Annotated in this window: 18 protein-coding genes; 10 read left to right on the forward strand and 8 right to left on the reverse strand. The window is 43.7% G+C overall.

The features are described from left to right. Positions 1-7: 7 nt before the first annotated feature. The 4 genes from B4K26_RS10680 (at position 8) to B4K26_RS10695 (ending at position 3362) form a co-directional block, all read left to right on the forward strand. Entirely contained in the window at positions 8-1228 is a 1221-nt protein-coding gene (locus B4K26_RS10680) for a cytochrome b (protein ID WP_409521395.1), read from the forward strand. Continuing rightward, positions 1228-1938, forward strand: coding sequence for a cytochrome c1 (locus tag B4K26_RS10685; protein ID WP_296245445.1), 711 nt, complete (start codon positions 1228-1230; stop codon positions 1936-1938). The genes B4K26_RS10680 and B4K26_RS10685 overlap by 1 nt, the downstream gene beginning before the upstream one ends. A 213-nt stretch (positions 1939-2151) precedes the next feature. Continuing rightward, entirely contained in the window at positions 2152-2766 is a 615-nt protein-coding gene (locus B4K26_RS10690) for a glutathione S-transferase N-terminal domain-containing protein (protein ID WP_296245447.1), read from the forward strand. Positions 2767-2924: 158 nt separating this feature from the next. Then, positions 2925-3362, forward strand: a complete 438-nt coding sequence (locus B4K26_RS10695) for a ClpXP protease specificity-enhancing factor (RefSeq protein WP_296245448.1) — start codon at positions 2925-2927, stop codon at positions 3360-3362. Between the two features lie 110 nt (positions 3363-3472). On the opposite strand, the gene dcd is transcribed toward B4K26_RS10695, so the two are convergent. From dcd to B4K26_RS10735, 8 genes are all read right to left on the reverse strand, one after another. After that, the gene (dcd, locus tag B4K26_RS10700) at positions 3473-4048 is read right to left on the reverse strand and encodes a dCTP deaminase (protein WP_296245449.1); all 576 of its coding nucleotides are present in this window, start codon (positions 4046-4048) and stop codon (positions 3473-3475) included. Between the two features lie 149 nt (positions 4049-4197). Beyond that, a complete protein-coding gene (locus B4K26_RS10705; RefSeq protein WP_296245451.1) occupies positions 4198-5301 on the reverse strand; it encodes a DUF2804 domain-containing protein in 1104 nt (367 codons plus the stop codon). A gap of 34 nt (positions 5302-5335) precedes the next feature. Beyond that, the gene (locus B4K26_RS10710) at positions 5336-5767 is read right to left on the reverse strand and encodes a hypothetical protein (RefSeq protein ID WP_296245452.1); all 432 of its coding nucleotides are present in this window, start codon (positions 5765-5767) and stop codon (positions 5336-5338) included. Between the two features lie 91 nt (positions 5768-5858). Next, positions 5859-7082 carry an iron-sulfur cluster carrier protein ApbC gene (gene apbC / locus B4K26_RS10715; protein ID WP_296245453.1) on the reverse strand — a complete coding sequence of 408 codons (1224 nt, stop codon included), beginning with the start codon at positions 7080-7082 and terminating at the stop codon, positions 5859-5861. Between the two features lie 278 nt (positions 7083-7360). Beyond that, on the reverse strand, positions 7361-8713 hold the full coding sequence (mgtE, locus tag B4K26_RS10720) for a magnesium transporter (protein ID WP_296245454.1): 1353 nt from the start codon (positions 8711-8713) through the stop codon (positions 7361-7363). Between the two features lie 174 nt (positions 8714-8887). Then, entirely contained in the window at positions 8888-9688 is an 801-nt protein-coding gene (locus B4K26_RS10725; RefSeq protein ID WP_296245456.1) for a 3-hydroxybutyrate dehydrogenase, read from the reverse strand. Between the two features lie 58 nt (positions 9689-9746). Then, positions 9747-10376 (reverse strand): CoA transferase subunit B, encoded by a 630-nt coding sequence (locus B4K26_RS10730; RefSeq protein ID WP_296245457.1) that lies wholly within the window; start codon positions 10374-10376, stop codon positions 9747-9749. Between the two features lie 52 nt (positions 10377-10428). Beyond that, entirely contained in the window at positions 10429-11142 is a 714-nt protein-coding gene (locus tag B4K26_RS10735; protein WP_296245458.1) for a CoA transferase subunit A, read from the reverse strand. Between the two features lie 370 nt (positions 11143-11512). Here B4K26_RS10735 and B4K26_RS10740 point away from each other — a divergent pair, with 370 nt between their 5' ends. The 6 genes from B4K26_RS10740 to B4K26_RS10765 all read left to right on the forward strand — a co-directional run bounded on the left by B4K26_RS10740 (position 11513) and on the right by B4K26_RS10765 (position 20134). Then, positions 11513-12928, forward strand: a complete 1416-nt coding sequence (locus B4K26_RS10740) for a GntP family permease (protein WP_296245459.1) — start codon at positions 11513-11515, stop codon at positions 12926-12928. Between the two features lie 450 nt (positions 12929-13378). Next, on the forward strand, positions 13379-15487 hold the full coding sequence (gene metG, locus B4K26_RS10745) for a methionine--tRNA ligase (RefSeq protein WP_296245461.1): 2109 nt from the start codon (positions 13379-13381) through the stop codon (positions 15485-15487). A gap of 307 nt (positions 15488-15794) precedes the next feature. Beyond that, on the forward strand, positions 15795-16841 hold the full coding sequence (locus tag B4K26_RS10750) for an ABC transporter substrate-binding protein (protein WP_296245466.1): 1047 nt from the start codon (positions 15795-15797) through the stop codon (positions 16839-16841). 166 nt (positions 16842-17007) lie between these two features. Next, a complete protein-coding gene (locus B4K26_RS10755; protein ID WP_296245462.1) occupies positions 17008-18036 on the forward strand; it encodes an ABC transporter substrate-binding protein in 1029 nt (342 codons plus the stop codon). Positions 18037-18408: 372 nt separating this feature from the next. Beyond that, on the forward strand, positions 18409-19308 hold the full coding sequence (locus tag B4K26_RS10760) for an ABC transporter permease (RefSeq protein WP_296245463.1): 900 nt from the start codon (positions 18409-18411) through the stop codon (positions 19306-19308). Positions 19309-19339: 31 nt separating this feature from the next. Beyond that, positions 19340-20134 (forward strand): ABC transporter ATP-binding protein, encoded by a 795-nt coding sequence (locus tag B4K26_RS10765; RefSeq protein WP_296245464.1) that lies wholly within the window; start codon positions 19340-19342, stop codon positions 20132-20134. Positions 20135-20177: the final 43 nt, after the last annotated feature.

Raw genomic sequence — 20177 nt, forward strand, 5'->3', positions numbered from 1 at the left:
TATGAGCATGGGTAAAAAGTTAATGCATTGGGTAGACGCGCGCTTTCCTGCGACTGAAACCTATGAATATCATATGTCAAAGTACTATGCTCCAAAGAACTTTAACTTTTGGTATTTCTTTGGCGTGTTATCAATGGTCGTACTGGTCAACCAATTGGTGACTGGTATTTGGCTGACGATGATGTATAACCCAAGTGCCGAAGGGGCATTTGCGTCTGTTGAATACATCATGCGTGATGTCAAAGGTGGTTGGCTCATCCGTTATATGCACTCGACGGGCGCATCTGCGTTCTTCGTCGTCGTATATTTGCATATGTTCCGCGCCTTGCTATACGGCTCATATCAAAAACCGCGTGAGCTTATTTGGCTCATCGGAATGGGTATTTACCTAGCATTGATGGCAGAAGGTTTCTTCGGTTACCTACTTCCTTGGGGCAACATGTCGTTTTGGGGCGCACAGGTTATCTTGAACTTACCTGCCGCACTGCCTGTTATTGGCGATGGTCTTGCTGAATGGGTTCGTGGTGACTATATCATCTCAGGTATTACTCTAAACCGCTTCTTTGCTTTACATGTCGTTGCTATTCCGCTAGTACTTGTAGGCTTAGTATTTATGCATTTAGTGGCATTACATCACGTCGGTTCAAACAACCCTGATGGTATTGACATTAAAAAGCTAAAAGACAAAAACGGTGTGCCATTAGACGGTATCGAATTCCATCCTTATTACACTGTGCATGATATGGTTGGTATTGTTGTCTTCTTTATCCTGTTCTTTGCAGTGGTATTCTTCTTCCCAGAAGGCGGCGGTTTCTTCCTTGAGCCACCAAACTTTGAGACAGCGAACTCACTGAAAACACCTGCACATATTGCGCCAGTATGGTACTACACGCCTTTCTACGCCATCTTACGTGCTGTTCCTAACAAGCTTGGCGGCGTGGTTGCAATGGGTGGTGCGATTGCATTCCTGTTCTTGATCCCATGGTTAGATAGATCACCAGTACGTTCGATACGTTATAAAGGTATCTTATCTAAGATTGCACTTACTATCTTTGCTATCAGCTTTGTGGTATTGGGTTACTTGGGTGCAACACCTGCAACGCCAACATCGACAATTTTAGCGCGTATCTTTACCATTCTGTATTTCTTGTTTTTCTTATTGATGCCGTTCTACACAGCTATTGAGAAGTGTAAACAGCCACCAGAACGCGTTACCGGAGGTCACTAATGAGCACGCTAATTAAATCCCTAGCTGGTCTAGGCTTAGGCGCGGCATTGACCTTGACTGCTGGTAGTGCAATGGCAGAAGGTGGATGCGGAACGTTTACCAATGCCGATGGCGTGGTAGAACACTTAGCTTGTAGCACCGCCCCTATTGATTTCACCAATAAGGGTTCGCTACAAAACGGTGCGAAGATTTTCATGAACTACTGCGCTGGGTGTCACTCAGCAAAGTATGTTCGCCACTCGCGGATTGCAAAAGACTTAGAGATACCGCCAGAGCTGGTTGAAAAGTATCTGATGGTAACCACCGATCAAATCGGTGACCATATCAATGCTGAGATTGACCCTGACGTTCAAGCATCATGGTTTGGCGCTGCACCTCCAGATTTGTCACTTGAAACAAGACTGCGCGGTGATGACTGGGTATATACGTACTTGTTGTCATTTTATGAAGATCCGAGCCGTCCTTGGGGCTCTAACAACTTAGTGCTCGCAAACGCCGCGATGCCGCACGTCTTGCACAATATGCAAGAAGAGCTAAGTGCAGATGAATTCAAATCTGAAGTAGGCGATTTGGTTAACTATATGGCATGGATGGCTGAGCCTATCCGTCATGACCGTAAAGTGATTGGCTTTTTTGTGATTTTATTCTTATTAGTGTTATTAATTCCAGTTTACTTGCTAAATAAAGAGTTCTGGAAAGACGTAAAATAATCGCGAGCTACAGCTTCAGTATCATCTGAATAATAAGTATCGTTATAATAAAAGGCCCTACTTCGGTAGGGCCTTTTTTACGTTTTAACAGACAGTCAGACGTTTAAATGGCTATTAAATAATCAGCTCATACGCTATATTTACGTACGCTACCTTGATAAACAGAGTAACTTTGTTTACGATGACAGGCTTTACCATTAACATTAGGCTTCCATGATTGATGCGAATGACATTCCAAGTAGTCAACTGATTTTATACGCTGATGATGGCTATGACAGCCATGTGGTACGCCTATTACTTGAAGAAAAAAAGCTTGCTTATTATTTGTCGCGTTTGCATTCTGAGCGTCCTGAAGATTTAACCGAACTCAACCCCTATCATACCCTCCCTGTCCTGCAACAGCGTGAGATTGCGCTTTATGAGATTAACGTTATCTTTGAATACTTAGAGGAGCGTTATCATGCCAATAAACTACTTCCTGATACGCCGCAAGAGCGCGCCCAATTCCGCCAGTTGGCATGGCGTATTCAACATGACTGGTTGGTTCTTGGTAAGCGTTTACTGATGCATCCCGACAGTTTCAATAAAGCCCAAGCCGCTTTAGCCAAAAAACAGCTAAGCGATTCACTGATTACGCTATCTCCCCTGTTTTCCCATAAACCCTACTTTATGGCAGACGATTTCGGCTGGTGCGATGTGCTATTAGCACCTTTATTATGGCGATTAGAAGAGATGGGCATTGAGCTGCCACGTGCCATTAGTCGTCCTCTATTTGACTATCAAAAACGAGTCTTTGAGCGGGGCAGCTTTCAAAAAAGCGTGCGTTAATTAGACAACCGCTGACCACTCGCTTAAAATAGATTCTTATATAAAGTAGCCATACAATGAATGGCTTTTCTATAAATGAAAGATTTTTCTAATACCATTATTCTGCCGAAAACAACTCACTGAGTATTATTAATAACCATCAATAAGGAAACCAAGAGATGAGCGAAGAATTCACGTCTATTACCCCTACACGTCCGTATATGGTGCGTGCGTTATATCAGTGGATAGAGGATAATGCGCTCACGCCGTACCTGATGGTAGATGCCACCGCTGACAATGTACAAATTCCTAGAGAGCATGTTCAGGACGGCCGTATCGTGCTCAATATCGCCAGCCGTGCCACGGGTAATATGAGCATGGGAAATGACTATATCCATTTTAGTGCGCGCTTTGGCGGCGTATCACAAGAAATTTGGGTACCACTGCAGGCAGTGATGGGAATCTATGCCAAAGAAAACTCACAAGGAATGTTTTTTGACCCCAATGAATACGATGATTATGTTCCTGAAGAAGATACCGACGCTATTTCTAAAAAAAGCTCTGCCGCTCCTAAACCCAAACGCGATAATAAAGCTGGGCTAAAAGTCTTAAAATAAGATTCATATAAATAATTAAGACTTATATATAAAACATTGCAAAAAAAAAGCTGGTCGTAATGAGTACGTCCAGCTTTTTTTGTTGTCTAACTGACTGCCTTTTTAGAGCATTATGTCCTAGGCAATGTTACACCGCGCTGACCTTGGTATTTACCTCCACGATCTTTATAGCTGGTTTCACAAACATCGTCACTATCGCTTTGGAAAAACAGCATTTGTGCCACGCCTTCACCCGCATAAATACGCGCTGGTAAATTGGTGGTATTACTAAATTCTAAGGTTACGTGCCCTTCCCACTCAGGCTCAAGAGGCGTCACGTTGACAATGATACCGCAGCGCGCATAAGTCGATTTACCAAGGCAAATCGTCAAGACGTCACGTGGAATACGAAAATATTCCATGGTTCGCGCGAGTGCAAATGAGTTTGGCGGAATGATACACTCATCACCAACGATATCGATAAAGCTTTTTTCATCAAAGTTTTTGGGATCGACGACGACTGAATGCACGTTAGTAAAAACTTTAAACTCAGGCGCGCAGCGTACGTCATAGCCATAGCTTGATGTACCATAACTCACCAGACGCTCGCCTGCATCATTAAAACGTACTTGACCTGGCTCGTATGGCTCAATCATGCCGTGTTCTTCAGCCATTTTACGAATCCAGCGGTCAGACTTAATAGACATTATTGTTCCTTAGCAGATATAGAATAGGGATTATAATTTGAATGATTTTTTGATAGCGACGATTATACGGAATTGATGACGTGATTTATAGGCTTGGCTGATTTTAAATTACATCTACTATTTGTAAACACGCAATGAGCACACTGCTGCTACCATTTTGCAAAATGATCTTCTGCCAATCCCATTACCTTATCAAAGCTAATCACTTCATCTTTGATTCGTATTTCGCCGCTATATAGACCCATCCATTGCTCAAAAATACTTGCAACGATACCAAAATTATCGGTCTTTTTATAGACGGTAATTGGTGTAAAGGTTAAATCAATATCGACATTGCTCCAGCTAAGGTTTTGGTGATGAATACGCCAAGTATGTTGTGCGGCTGCATCCATATCTTGACGTATAAACATCACAGGCGGTAAATACACTATCTGCCCCTCAAGCCAGCACGCATTCTCACTAGCACCGGTTTCATTGACGCCCATCGATAAGTTCAATGTGAAATGACGCCCATCTGACAAATAGCTATTGATACACGTCCAAAACCAATTGGTCTCACGACGCATATAGCCAAGTGTCCAATCTAGATTGGCAAGAGTGGTGTCGTTAAAGTCTATTTGCTTAGCTTGAACCTTGGAAGTATTTATGTGAAATTTTGAATTGGCTTTAATAAGTAAATGACCAGATACAGCGGTCAACGACTCTTTTTGGGTAAAGGTCCAACCTCGCCTACCTGTCGGTGTACAGATAGCTAGTGGCTGTGATTGTCTTGCTAAGGTTGCATTGAGTGCAAGGTTTTGACTATCTAGCACAACGTCAATCTGGGAAGGCGTAAAACCCAATGTTACGGTCAGCTTATTATGGGTAAACGCCATTTGACCTTGATAGCAATCGCCTTCTAATAAGGTCTGCCAAGTCAAAGGTTGCAAGGCTTCGCAAACTTCTAGCTCATTAGTTTCATCATGATAAAGATAAACGAAGGCGCTGGTCGCAAGCTTAATCGTCGCTAGTGCTAGGCAAACTCGATAAGGCGGCTCGATAATTTGGATAAAACAAAATTGGTTGGCTTTAAGCGCTTTGCGCCAGTTTGGCAGCGCTTTTTGCGAGATAAGATGGCTATGATAGTCAAGATAGTTGATGCGCTTAACGTTAGCAAAAACGCCAAAGCTAGGTTGACCGTTTTGAATAAGCTGGTCAATCTCAACTGCTCTCAAGTGATTAGCGATAGGTTGGTGATTATTATTTTGCTTCATGGTTAAGGCATCCTAGCCAATTTTTTCTAAGTCACTATTCATTTACAGCTACTGGCTGTCCTTGGTAGCTAACTATGCTGCTGACGATTCTTCTCTTTGCTTGTCCTGAAGCAGCCCAAACGGCTTCCCTAATAGCTTTAATCTCTATCATCGTCAAACCATCTATAAGCTCTTCTGTCACATTGACTACTGCAAAAGAACTTATTCCAAACGGATGCTTAGAAAATTTAAGCAATAAATCAGTCATAGCTTGTACTGCTTGTAAAAAATCAGCAATCACCATTCGGCGATTGCTAAAATCCGCATTAACCTGATAGCGTTTGCTACTGCCATCTTTATAGTAGCAAACGGCGCTTACTTGATTATTCGACAGCTCAATCACGTATATTGGCGGACGAAATAGCTTTAGGAGCTGATATTGCTTGGGGATAGTATCTAAATGACTTTGATAAATGGATAGACTCACGATACTTCCTTTTTAAAATTCAAAGCCATTTAGATTGTAAGACTTTATATGCTTAGGCTATTTTACTAACTTTAGAAGCCATTAAAAACTATTAGAAAATACGCTTATCATCGACTGGTTTGGCAAATTTATTAATGTTGGCTTCTATATTCTTGGCAATACTTAGATAGTAGGATGCAAACTCATCATCCGCTAAGACACTAGGCTCACCTTTATCCACTTGCTCACGAATACCACTGGCGAGTGGTAGTTGTCCTAATAACGGCACATGATACTGTTCAGCGATTTTCTCACCACCACCAGTGCCAAAGATAGCTTCGGTATGGTTACAGTTGCTACACGTATGCAGCGCCATATTTTCAACCACACCAAGTACTGGAATATTGGTCTTATTAAACATCTCGATGCCTTTTTGCGCATCAAGTAAAGCAATATGCTGCGGAGTCGTCACAATCACCGCGCCCGTCACTGGAATGCGCTGCGCCAATGTCAACTGAATATCGCCGGTACCAGGCGGCATATCAATGACTAAATAATCGAGCTGCGGCCAATTGGTTTGGTTATACAGCTGCATCAACGCGCCAGTCGCTTTTGGTCCGCGCCATGCGACGGGCGTATTATCCCCATCGAGCAGGCTACCAATGGATAGCATAGCCAAACCATGCGCTTCGATAGGAACAAATTGCTCGTTTTCTAGCTCGGGTTTGACCTTATCTACGCCCAACATGGTCGGCATACTCGGTCCATAAATATCAGCGTCCAGCACGCCAACTCGATTGCCTAACTTCTGTAATGCTAAAGCGATATTAACGGTAGTGGTTGATTTGCCCACGCCGCCTTTGCCCGAAGCGACGACGATAATATGGCGGATACGCGGATGCGCCGTCAAGGACGCTTGCGTCGGAGCCGCTTTCGTAATCGGCGGTTCAGCCTGATTACTGCTATCAGTAGTTACCGATGGCTTAGTCTGCTTTTCCATCGCATTGGTGGTTTTTGGCATGGCTTTTGGTAGGCTTGAGCCCGCACCTTTTGCTGACGCAGGCAGGCGAACATTCATATGAATCACTCTGATACCGTGCGGATGCAATAGACTGCCTAGCTCTTGTTGAATAACCTCAGGGTCGCTATCTTGCGGTAGGCGCAAGTCTAAGGTCAGCTGATCGCCGTCGCGCTCAAGGCCCGTTACCATAGTCGCGATACTGCTCTTGCCCACATGATAACCTAATAGCACTTTATCAACAGCGCTATCAAGTGCGGCTTGTTGCTCTGGGGTTTCGGATTTCGAAGATGCTCTTTTTTTTATAAAATTAAACATAGCTACCTCTACTACCTATATCGATGGTTATATTTGGCAAAATTAAATAATCGCTTATTAAAGATCTGTTTTTTGAGCCATCACTTTTAACTAAGATATGCCCTAATAACTTTTTGAATAAAATCTTAGCTAAAACGTTGCCACAAAAAGCTTTTACTAAATGGTTTTATATCGCTAGTGTAGCTCAATGCGCGCTATAAAAAAACCACACTGTCAGTAGGTGTGAGAGCCAAAGGATGCTACTGAATTTTTATCTCAATAGTTTATTGTTAAATAGACTAACCAATCGGCAAAAACTTGGAAGCGATAAATAAATAAATAAGTACACCTGAAGCATCACTTATCGATGTTATCAGAGGCGCACTGGCAGTCGCAGGGTCAAAGCCCAGTTTATTAAGTATAAAGGGTAGACTCATTCCAATCACACTACCAATCATAACCACGCAAACCATACTTAATGCAAGTACTAGAGAGACGGTTGCATCACCGCGAACATAACCAATTAGGGCAATAGCCACTGCCATTGTGGCACCTAACAATAAAGCAACCAATGCTTCTCGGCCCAGTAGTGAGAACCAATCGCGCATCACTACATCACCTGTCGCTAGTGCACGTACCATCAAAGTAGCCGACTGCGATCCGGCGTTACCGCCACTGTCAACCAATAAAGGTAAGAAAAATACTAGTACTAAGTTAGCTGCAATGACATCTTCAAAGTTGGCAATACTTAATCCTGAGAGCAAGTTACCGAATACTAAAAACACTAGCCAAAAGACGCGTTTGCGATAGAGAACGGTGATACTGACATCTTTTAGACGACCGACCATGGTCGAGACACCGCCTGACTTATGAAAGTCATCGGTAGCTTCATCGCTTGCTACGTCCATCGCATCATCATGGGTGACGATACCGACCAATGCCCCATTCGCATCAGTAATGGGTAAGGATATCAAATCATAACGGGCGACCATTTTAGCGACGTCTTCTTGATCGTCATTGACATCACAAGATATGACCGAGCTGACCATAATGTCATGAATCATCTGCTCAGGTGATGACAAAATAAGCACTCTTAATGACACCACACCCAATAACTTACGCGCGTCATCAATCACATAAGCATGATAAATGGTTTCGGCATCGGGCGCTTCTAATCGTAGCGCGTCCAAGGCTTCAGCGACGTTCATCTCAGCGCCTAAGGTGGCATAATCAGAGCTCATCAAGGCACCAGCCGTGCCTTCTTCATAAGCCGATAATCTGCGAATATCCTCACGCTTCGCTTGCGCTAATGCCGGTAATAACACGTCGCGTTGGTCTTGACTAAGGCGCTTATACAAATCAGTACGCTCATCAGATGGCATCTCCCCGACTATCTTAGCTAAAATAGCCCGGGGAAACACATAAGCAAGCGCCACTTGACTATCGGCGTCTAAATAAGCAAATATCGTCGAGCGATTGGGTAAATGTGCGAGTAGCTGCCAAGCCAGTTTGGGTTCAATCAGTGCCAACACATCGGCTATATCAATGGGTCGCAGTTCCTGAACCTCTTCAATCGCTTGCTCATACTGTTGTTGCTCGATAGCACGGCTCAGTTTTTCGGCATAGGTCAACGCTAAGTCTTTATTTTTCATTGCTTTTACTCCGTGCAGCGCGAACTGGTACAACAGACGCTCATAAAAAAGAGCCAATATTATTGGCTCAAATTAATATAAAACTAGATGCTAGTGTATTGCTGTTTTATTAGCAAGTTAATCGCTCACAAATACAGAAAACAGCCAAAAAATTGCTAATTTATAAATCGACTGCTAATTCATAAACCAACCATGACTGGCAACGATAGATTGACCAGTAAAAACATTACTTGGGAAAGCCGCTAAAAATAGCGCCAATTGAGCGATATCGTCAACCGTAGTAAATTCTTTATCAACGGTATTGACTAGCATGATATCCTTCACTACTGACTCTTCACTGATGCCTTTTTCGGCTGCCTGCTCAGGGATTTGTTTTTCGACCAAAGGTGTTTTGACAAATCCTGGACAAATCACATGCGCACGCACATTATGCTCAGCGCCTTCTTTTGCCAGCACTCGGCACAAACCTAATAAACCGTGTTTAGCCGTGACATAAGGCGCTTTATATAGTGATGCTTCATGCGAATGTACTGAGCCCATATAAATGATCGTCCCACCTTTATTGTCTTTATACATGTGCTGCACCGCCGCTTTGGTGGTTAAAAATGCCCCATCTAGATGAATAGCAAGCATTTTTTTCCAATCCTCAAACGCCATCTTATCAATTGGATTAATAATTTGAATACCGGCGTTGGAGACGAGAATATCAATGCCGCCAAAGGTATCAACCAGCTGCTGCACACCATCGTTGACCGCAGACTCAGACGTCACATCCATCGCTATCGCCATTGCCTTGCCACCAGTCGCTTCGATAGCTTCGACTGTTTTTTGAGCGGCTTCACGGTTAATATCTGCGATACCAACGGCTGCCCCTGCTTTGGCATACGTCTCAGCGATATCACGCCCGATGCCACTTGCCGAGCCTGTTACTAAAGCGACCTTGCCTGTCAAATCCTGTTGTAATTGAGTCGCCATATTTTATAGTCCATTATTAAATAGGTCGTTGAATAGTTTATGTTTGAGCCAAATGCGCTTATTGAGCAATAGTCACGGGCGTTTTTTCTTGCAACTCATCAAAGCTCACACCTTCTGCCAACTCGACCAGCTTTAGACCGCTATCCGTAACGTCTAATACCGCAAGCTCAGTGATAATACGGTCAACCACGCCTTTTCCTGTCAATGGCAACTCGCAATTAGCAAGGATTTTTGGGTCGCCATGTTTATTGACTTGCTCCATCAGTACAATCACGCGCTGCACGCCAGCGACCAAATCCATCGCTCCGCCCATACCTTTGACCATCTTTTTGGGAATCATCCAGTTGGCCAAATCGCCATTTTCTGACACTTCCATCGCCCCCAATATCGCCAAATTCACATGACCACCGCGAATCATGGCAAACGACTCTGAGCTGCTAAAATAACTGGCGCCCGTCTCGGCAGTGACGGTTTGCTTGCCTGCGTTAATTAAATCCGCATCGACGTTTTTTGCCGTTGGAAACTCGCCAATTCCTAATAAGCCGTTTTCTGACTGCAACCAAACATCGACATCTTTAGGAATGTGGTTGGCTACCAATGTCGGCAAACCTATCCCTAAGTTGACATAATAGCCGTCTTGTAGCTCTTTTGCAGCACGCTGTGCCATCTGATCTCTTGTCCATGCCATGATAATTTCCTTATTTTTACGATATTCTATTTTTATTCATCTTGTTGTTGAATTAAGCGCCTTCGACTGTTTTGGTCGTGGTTTTTTCGATACGCTTTTCAGGACTGTTATTTAATACAATGCGCTGCACAAAGATTCCTGGCAAATGAATCTCATCAGGATCGAGTGTGCCAGTCTCGACGATTTCTTCGACCTCGACGATGGTAATCTTGCCCGCCATCGCGCAGTCTGGGTTAAAGTTTCGCGCCGTTTTATTAAAAATCAAGTTACCAGCTTTGTCTGCTTTTTGTGCTTTGATCAATGACACATCAGCACGTAACGTGTGCTCAAGCACATAAGTACGACCGTCAAAATCGCGCGTTTCTTTGCCTTCGGCGACGAGTGTGCCCACGCCAGTTGCGGTATAAAACGCAGGAATCCCCGCGCCGCCCGAGCGTAGTTTTTCGGCCAATGTCCCTTGCGGCGTTAGCTCAACTTCTAACTCACCTGCCAAGTATTGACGTTCAAACTCTTTATTTTCACCAACGTACGATGAGATCATTTTTTTGATTTGGCGCGTTTGCAATAGCAATCCTAAACCAAAATCATCGACACCCGCGTTATTACTGATGCAGGTCAAGTCTTTGACGCCACTATCGCGTAATGCTTCGATCAGCGCTTCTGGAATACCGCACAACCCAAACCCACCGATAGCAAGCGTTTGCCCCTCACTGACCACCCCTTTTAGCGCCTCTTCGGCACTGCTGTATACTTTTGATTGACTCATGCTTATCTCCTTGCAAGTCATATTTTTGTTATTGAAGTAAATCATTACTGATTGTTAGCTGCCTATATCAGCCCTTATTTTTCACCACTATTTCCAATAATTTTGCTATTTTATAACAATACATTCCTTATCGATATATCATATAAAACTTACTTATGCTAACTTAACATATTATTCTCGCAGCGCCTAGAGGATAACATTAAGAGCACACCAACCAGCGCAGTAGCTGAGCATATAAAGGGTCTATAAAGCAACATTACAGACTTATATTTGATTAAATATAAAACATACTCTGTTTTGATTTATTTTATTGACTCATATGATCATGCACGGCATACTCGCGGCCTTAATTTTGCCAAGGAGGGCGATTATGTTTAGCACGTTTGCTATTGTCATTACGTTATTACTATTGATGTTCTTTGCTTATCGCGGTTATTCGGTATTGATTTTAGCCCCAATTATGGCCGCTTTAGCCGTTCTGCTTTCGGGTGATTTCTTAAGTACCATCCCTGCTTATACCGATGTATTTATGGGAGCGTTAAGTGGATTTTTGCTTAAGTTTTTCCCTATTTTTTTATTGGGAGCCTTATTTGGTCGTTTGATGGCAGACTCTGGAGCAGCGACAGCCATTGCTAAAACTGTGGTCGAAAAACTCGGTGCCAGCAAAGCTATTTTGGCAGTCATTTTAGTTTGTGCTATTTTGACCTACGGCGGTGTGTCGTTATTTGTCGTGGCGTTCGCTATTTACCCTATCGCCAAAGACTTGTTCAAAGCTGCTGATATTCCTAAGCGTTTGATTCCAGCAGCGATCGCTCTGGGCTCATTTACCTTTACCATGACCGCGTTACCAGGAACGCCTGCGATTCAGAACGCCATTCCGATTCCTTATTATAATACTAACGTTTTTGCCGCGCCTATTTTGGGTATCATTGGTGGCCTTATCATGTTCTTTTGTGGTTGGTTGTGGTTACAATCAAGAGCTAGAAAAGCCAATGCCGCAGGCGAAGGCTATGGTCAACATGACGAAAGTGACGTAGGCGGTATTGGAGGCACTACTGCAGACACTCATTTGCTCAGCACCCATCACACTTCCTTTACCGTCGCCATGATTCCACTGGTATTGGTAATTGGCTTAAACGCTCTATTAACTTATTTTATCTTCCCATCAATGGACTTTAGTGGCTTACAATCGCAATTTCCCGATTTAAATATCGCAGGCTCGCTAGGATTATGGTCGATCATCATCTCATTGGTCGTGGCTTGCGTGGTATTAATCGTACTACGGATCGGTCATTGGAACAATCTACAAAAAACCATTAACCGCGGAACTTATGACTCGATGTTACCGATTTTTAATACGGCATCAGAAGTCGGGTATGGCGCGGTGATCGCTTCACTGGCAGGGTTTTTGCTTATTCGTGACAGTATCCTAAACCTAACGCCAGGCAATCCGCTAATCTCAGAAGCGGTGGCGATGACCACATTGGCTGGTATTACGGGCTCGTCCTCTGGTGGTTTGAGTATCGCCCTATCAACCTTAGGTGAAGACTATCTAAGAATGGCGGTCGCCGCTGGTATTGATCCTGAGCTGATGCACCGAGTGGCGGTGATGGCAGCAGGTGGTCTCGATACCCTGCCGCACAGTGGCGCGGTCATTACTTTGCTTGCGATTTGTGGTTTGACGCATAAGCAGTCCTATCTAAACGTGGCAATGGTCACAATGGCCATTCCACTTGTCGCTGTGGTGGCCGTTATTATTTTAGGAACAATGTTTGGGTCATTTTAAAGATATTAAAATGCTAAAAGCAGACTTTAAATAGCATCTTTAAATACCATAGAAATTTACTTTTTTATAAAACCCACTGATCAATTGATTGGTGGGTTTTTATTATGCTGCCATTTGATAAGTATTGATTTCTATAGTTAAAATATTTTAAAAACGCTACGATACTGCTTGTATAGTTTTTTCTTGCTTGCTGTGCCTACGCAGACAGAGGCTGCAAAAAAACTATACAAGCAGTATGTGGTGTATCGATATTACTTTTCATTGACTATATTAACCTCTATATAAGTTATCGCTCGCCATACCGTGCAGGTTTAGGGTTGTTATATGATGAATGAGCATATTAATTACTGAGGTAATATCACAAATTTGGCTGAATTACGGTATCATAGGCACACTTTTTCAATTTCTATTGATAACCAATCCGTTTATATAAAAATATAGGTGACAAAAGTGCGTGAGATTCTAGTAACCAGTGCCCTGCCCTACGCCAATGGTGATATCCATTTGGGGCATCTTGTAGAGTATATTCAAACCGACATTTGGGTGCGGGCGATGAAAGCGCAAGGCCATCAAGTCACTTACGTCTGCGCTGATGATGCGCACGGTACAGCAATCATGCTAAAAGCCGAAGAAAATGGCGTGACCCCAGAAGAACAAATCGCCTCAGTAAAAGCCTCACATGAAGCAGATTTTGATAAATTTTTGATCAATTTTGACAATTATCACAGCACACATTCCGAAGAAAATAAGCATTTTTCTGAACTGATTTATCGTCGTTTAAATAGCACCGGTCATATCAGTACAAAGGACGTCAAGCAGCTTTTTGACCCAGAAAAACAACTATTTCTAGCCGATCGTTTTGTTAAAGGCACTTGTCCTGAATGCGGCGCACCTGACCAATACGGCGACAACTGTGAAGTTTGCGGTACCACCTACGATGCGACCGACCTTATCGATCCGCACTCAACATTGTCAAATGCCACACCTGTTTTAAAAACTTCAAAGCACTATTTCTTTGATTTGCCGGAGTTTGAGCAGTTCTTAAAGGATTGGACGCGCAGCGAAAATCGCCTGCAAGTGTCGGTCGCTAACAAACTGCAAGAATGGTTTGATGCTGGGCTAACCAGTTGGGATATCTCGCGTGATGCGCCCTACTTTGGCTTTCAAATTCCAGATACGCCAAGCGACGAGCCAGACAAGTACTTTTATGTTTGGCTTGATGCACCAGTTGGCTATATGGCAAGCTTCAAAAACCTATGTGATAAACGCGAAGGCACTGACCAAGCGCTTGATTTTGACCGTTATTGGATGCAAGAAAACGAGCATAAAACCGAGGTGTATCACTTTATCGGTAAAGACATCGTTTATTTCCATGCGCTATTTTGGCCAGCAATGCTTGCGGGTAGCGAATTCCGTACGCCAACGGGCGTATTTGCGCATGGATTTCTAACTGTCAATGGCGCAAAAATGAGTAAGTCGCGCGGCACCTTTATTAAAGCCGAAACGTACGCTAAGCACTTGCATCCTGAATACTTACGTTATTATTTTGCGAGCAAATTGTCTGACAAAGTCGAGGACATTAACCTTGATTTAGAAGATTTTATGCAAAAGGTCAACTCTGACTTGGTCGGCAAAGTGGTCAATATTGCCAGTCGCAGCGCTGGTTTTATCGTGAAGAAATACGACGGTATGCTCTCTGAGGTTTGTACTGAGCCTAAGTTATTAGAAGACATTACTAAAACTGGCGATGAAATTGCCGCCGCTTATGAGAACCGTGAATTCTCGCGTGCCATGCGCTTAATCATGCAATGTGCGGATAAAGCCAATGAGTATATCGATGAGAAAAAACCTTGGTCGCTTGCTAAGATCGAGGGCACTGAACAAGAAGTTCAAGACGTCTGCTCGGTGGCGATTAATATTTTCCGTCAATTGATGGTATATCTCGCCCCTGTATTGCCTGAGCTGACGGCCGATGCTAAAGAATTTTTAAATATTGATGACTTAAGCTTTGCTAGCCGTAATGAGTGGTTGCTGGGTCATAAAATCAATAAGTTTAAACCGTTAATGCAGCGTATCGAAGAAAAAGATATTGCCGCAATGGTTGAAGATTCGAAAGCTTCGTTGACGCAAGCTGATTCCCCGACCGTTAGCACCGATAGTAAATCAGATGATAAAACAGCAGCGACAAACGCAGAGCCAGCAAAAGCTGATCATGAAACTGAGCAAGTTGACTATATTGGTATCGAAGACTTTGCCAAAGTTGAGATGAAAGTGGCTCACGTCTTAGCCTGCAACTATGTCGAAGGCGCGGATAAGCTTTTACAATTTACCTTAGACGTTGGCGAAGACAAACCACGAAATGTTTTTAGTGGTATTCGTAAGTTTTATGAGCCTGAGCAATTACTGGATAAAAAGGTGATTTGCGTCACCAATCTTGCGCCACGTAAGATGAAATTTGGCATCTCAGAAGGTATGGTGCTCTCGACAGGTAATCCAAAAACACAGCTAACGGTAGTGACTCTACCGGATAACTGCGTGATTGGTGATTTGCTGGCTTAAATGATGCCACGCTTACAAATAAAAAAAAGATGTCCTCGTGGCATCTTTTTTATTTTAAATTTATCAAATATTAACCATAAAAAGTATCGACTTAAAGTTAGTTGATAAACAAAAATCTACTTCAATTGAATTTTATAAAATCAATGACAAATGCGTTTTATTTTCTTATTGCCATAAGTTACATTACTGTCATAATATGGACGTAACGATCAAGGGATTGATTACCTTAATGTTCGCCCGTTATCTCAGCATGCCCATAATATTGACTCGGGTAACCTGCACCTTTTAACCTATGAGCCAAAATAAAATGACCTTTGCCACGACTTTACGCTTTAGCTTGTTCGGCGCTGCTATTAGCGCTGCACTTGGATTAACTGCTTGCTCTAATGCTACAGATACTGCGACCGCCACTGATGACAGCACAACTAACGATAAGCCTGCCAAAACCTTGGCCATCACGCAGATTGTCGAGCATCCTTCTTTAGATGAGATGCGCCGCGGCATTATTGATGAGCTATCTGAAAATGGCTACGTAAAAGGTCAAAATCTGAAAGTTAATTTCCAAAGTGCGCAAGGTAATACCGCAACTGCAGGACAAATTGCTAAGCAGTTCGCTGGCGACAATCCAGATGCTATCGTCGCCATTTCAACCCCTTCTGCGCAATCAGTCGTTGCTTCGACCAAAACCGTTCCGGTCATTTATACTGCCATCTCAGACCCGGTGGCAGCGAAGCTTATCGATGAAAATGACGTACCTATCCAAACCAATGTGACTGGTCTATCAAGCGAGTTGCCTATCGAGCCGCAATTAGACAATATTCAAAAAATTGTTCCGAATGTAAAAACCATTGGTTATGTTTATAGCCCAGGCGAAGCCAACTCTGTGGTGGTACTTAAACAACTTGAAAAAGCGGCTCCAGCGCGCGGGCTTAAAATACTGGGCGTAACCGCTAATCGCCCTACTGACGTTGCGATGGCAACTCGTAGTCTTGCAGGAAAAGTAGAAGTCATTTATACCTCACTGGATAACAACGTGGTTTCTGCCTTTGAAGCGATGGCAAATGCGGCTAATGAGCTTGATATTCCAGTCATTGCCTCTGACGAGTTTAGTGTCAGACGCGGTGCAACGGCCGCGCTTGGTGTCAATGACTATGACTTTGGTCGTACCACAGGCAAAATGGTTTATCGTGTGTTAAACGGTGAAGCAACAAAAGATATCGCACCGCAAGTGATGAACACCTTAACGCTGTATGTCAGCCCAAAACACGCCGCTGAACAAGGTACTAGCTTATCAGCAGATTTACTTAAAAACGCCATCAATGTCGATAAAGAAGCACAAAAAACCAGTAAATAGCCATTAATAAATAGTTGCTATTCAATAGTAATGAATAAACTGACAGTAATTAACAATCAGCTATACAACGGATTATAAAATCAGCTAGGATGAAGGCTGGCAGCGCTACCCTTTTTTATCTTTTATATAATGTACGGACACATTATTATTTTCAGGAGTCAGACCCATGTTGTATCAAAATCGTTTCGCCAAAGCTTTATTATGGGGCGGTGTTTGCACCGCTATCTTGACCGGCTGTAATCAGTCAGCTCAAGATGCTAATACCACTGACGGCGCTGCAACGGGTGGCGATGCCAAAGCTGCCATGAAAACGGTCGCTATTACCGCTATCGTTGAGCATCCAGCCCTCGATGACGTACGTAAAGGCGTTATCGATGAGTTGAATGACGCCGGCTTTAAAGAAGGCGAAAATTTAACCATTAACTTCCAAAGCGCCCAAGGTAATACCGCGACTGCCGGCCAGATTGCCAAGCAATTCGTCGCTGATGCACCAGACGTTATTGTTGCGATTGCAACGCCGTCAGCACAATCTGTTGCGGCCTCTACCAGTACTATTCCTATGGTATTCTCAGCTGTGACTGACCCTGTAGCGGCTAAATTGGTGCCTAAGCTTGATGGTTCTGGAACAAACGTTACGGGTGCATCCGATGCCCTCCCTTATGCACCGCAAATCGATTTGATGCGTCAAATTATCCCAAGTCTAAAAAACGTCGGTTATGTCTATAGCCCAGGCGAAGTGAACTCAACCATCGTTTTAAAAGCGCTAAAAGAGAACCTGACTCCACTTGGTATTAATGTCCACGAGGCGCCTGCTCAGCGTAGTAATGACATCGCGATGGCCGCCCGTAGTCTTGAAGGTAAAGTTGATATGATTTATACCTCAACGGATAATAACGTGGTTTCAGCTTATGAATCACTGTACCAAATCGCTAAAGAAAGCAAAATCCCATTGATTGCCTCTGATACCAGTTCAGTTGAGCGCGGTGCAGTTGCTGCGTTAGGGGTAAACTATTACGATTTAGGTCGTGAAACCGGAAAGATCGTCACGCGCATCTTAAACGGCGAAAAAGCGGGTGAGATTCCTGTTTATACGCCGCAATCACTCGATTTATATGTCAGCCCAAAAAATGCGAAAGCCGAAGGCATTACTTTGCCACAAGCCGTTATCGACAAAGCAAAAGAAGTGGTAGAATAACTGCCGCTTCTCGTATCTCATCCATAGACGGTAACGAACATGCAGGGTAGTTAATAGGCAGCGTGTCAGTGCTATTTTTAACGCCCATTATCGTCTTGGTTAACCTGGAACTGCTATATATGTAACGCCAACAAACCCCGCTATCAGTCAGTAGGCTGGGCTTGTTTCTTAAAGGCATTAATTGAGTAAAAATTACACTCAAGCATATATAGTGATAGGTTTTGCTTTACCTTAACTGCAGATAACCCAATCTGTTAAATTCACCACTTAGTCGTTTAATTAAAATTGGTTGATCGATAGTGGGATATTTCGCCTATCTCACTTGTCATGCCAAAATTGATGAAACGCTGGGTTATGACTTACTGATCTCTTATGTCTTTAATTGCTTTTTTTGGTGCGCTTGAAAGTGGTCTGATTTACGGCCTAGTGGCGCTTGGCGTCCTTATCTCATTTCGTACCCTCGACTTTCCGGATTTGACCGCCGACGGTAGTTTCCCGCTAGGTGGCGCCGTTGCTGGTATTTCTATCATCGCTGGTATCAACCCTTGGCTTGCTTGTGCCTTTGGTATGTTAGCAGGATCAGTTGCTGGTATCGTCACGGCGTGGTTACACGTTAAACTTGGCATCCTGCAGTTACTTGCCAGTATTTTAGTGATGGTCGCACTCTACTCTGTTAACTTGAGAATCATGGGTGCACCAAACTTACCATTGCTAGGTGAAACAACAGTATTTAGCACCCTAGTCAGTGATGGCAATGGTTACTGGATGCGTTGCCTGATTATTGGTGTTGTCGTACTGTTTGCTATGTTATTTTTAAACTGGTTTTATAGTACGGAGACGGGTTTATCGATGCGAGCGACTGGCTCAAACCTACGGATGGCACAGGCGCAAGGTATCAATACTTCATGGATGACCATCATTGGTATGGCGATCTCTAACGGTTTAATTGCGTTAGCAGGCGCGCTGTTTGTACAGACGCAAGGCGGCGCGGATATCTCGATCGGTATCGGGACCATTGTTATTGGTCTGGCAGCGGTTATCATCGGTGAGACCATTATTCCGGCCAAGCGGATTTGGCTGATTACCTTTGCGGTGGTCATCGGTGCGGTATTGTACAAGTTGTTTATTCAGGTAGCGCTGTCAAGCAGCACACTGCGTAGTATTGGTTTTGGTCCGCAGGATTTAAACTTGATTACCGCGCTACTCGTGGTCTTGGCCTTGGTATTGCCCAAAGCTAAAAATAAATTTTTAAGTCGCAAAGTTCGGGCTTAGTGTCAAGGTGCAAACATAAGGAATAATTATTATGATGCAAGCTACAGATTTGCGGTTGACCTTTAATCCTGGAACGCCCATTGAGAACCCTGCCCTTCGCGGCATTGACCTCAATATCGCCGATGGTGAATTTGTCACCGTCATTGGTACCAATGGCGCGGGAAAATCGACCTTTTTAAATGCGGTCAGTGGCACCACGCGCGTCGATAGCGGCTCAATCTTACTAAATGGCATCGATGTCACCAAAAAGACGGCGCACCAACGCGCCCACTGGGTCGCTCGTGTCTTCCAAGACCCAATGGCGGGAACTTGTGAGGCGCTCACCATTGAAGAAAACATGGCGCTTGCTTATAAGCGCGGCGGCAAACGTGGTTTAAACTTTGCGCTTAACCAAAATAACCGTGACTTGTTTCGCGAGAAATTATCCGTTTTAAAGTTAGGTCTAGAAAATCGCCTGACTGACCGGATGGGTCTGTTATCTGGTGGTCAGCGTCAAGCAGTCAGCCTGCTAATGGCATCACTGCAGCCATCTAAGATTTTGCTGCTCGATGAGCATACGGCCGCCCTTGATCCTAAAACTGCGGCGTTTGTTTTAGAATTAACTGATAAAATCGTCACGGACAATCAGCTTACAACGATGATGGTCACGCACTCGATGCAGCAGGCATTAGCCCATGGCACGCGTACCGTGATGCTCCATCAAGGGCAAGTGGTTTTAGATGTCGCGGGTAATGACCGTCAAGGCATGACCGTGCATGACTTACTGGATATGTTTGAGCAAACCCGCGGTGAAAAAGTCGAAGATGATAGTTTGATATTAAGCTAACTCATTTAGCCAAATGTTTGAATTCTTAGATTAACACACCAAG

The organism is Psychrobacter sp. UBA6766 (genome assembly GCF_002453355.1).
Classification (GTDB): domain Bacteria; phylum Pseudomonadota; class Gammaproteobacteria; order Pseudomonadales; family Moraxellaceae; genus Psychrobacter.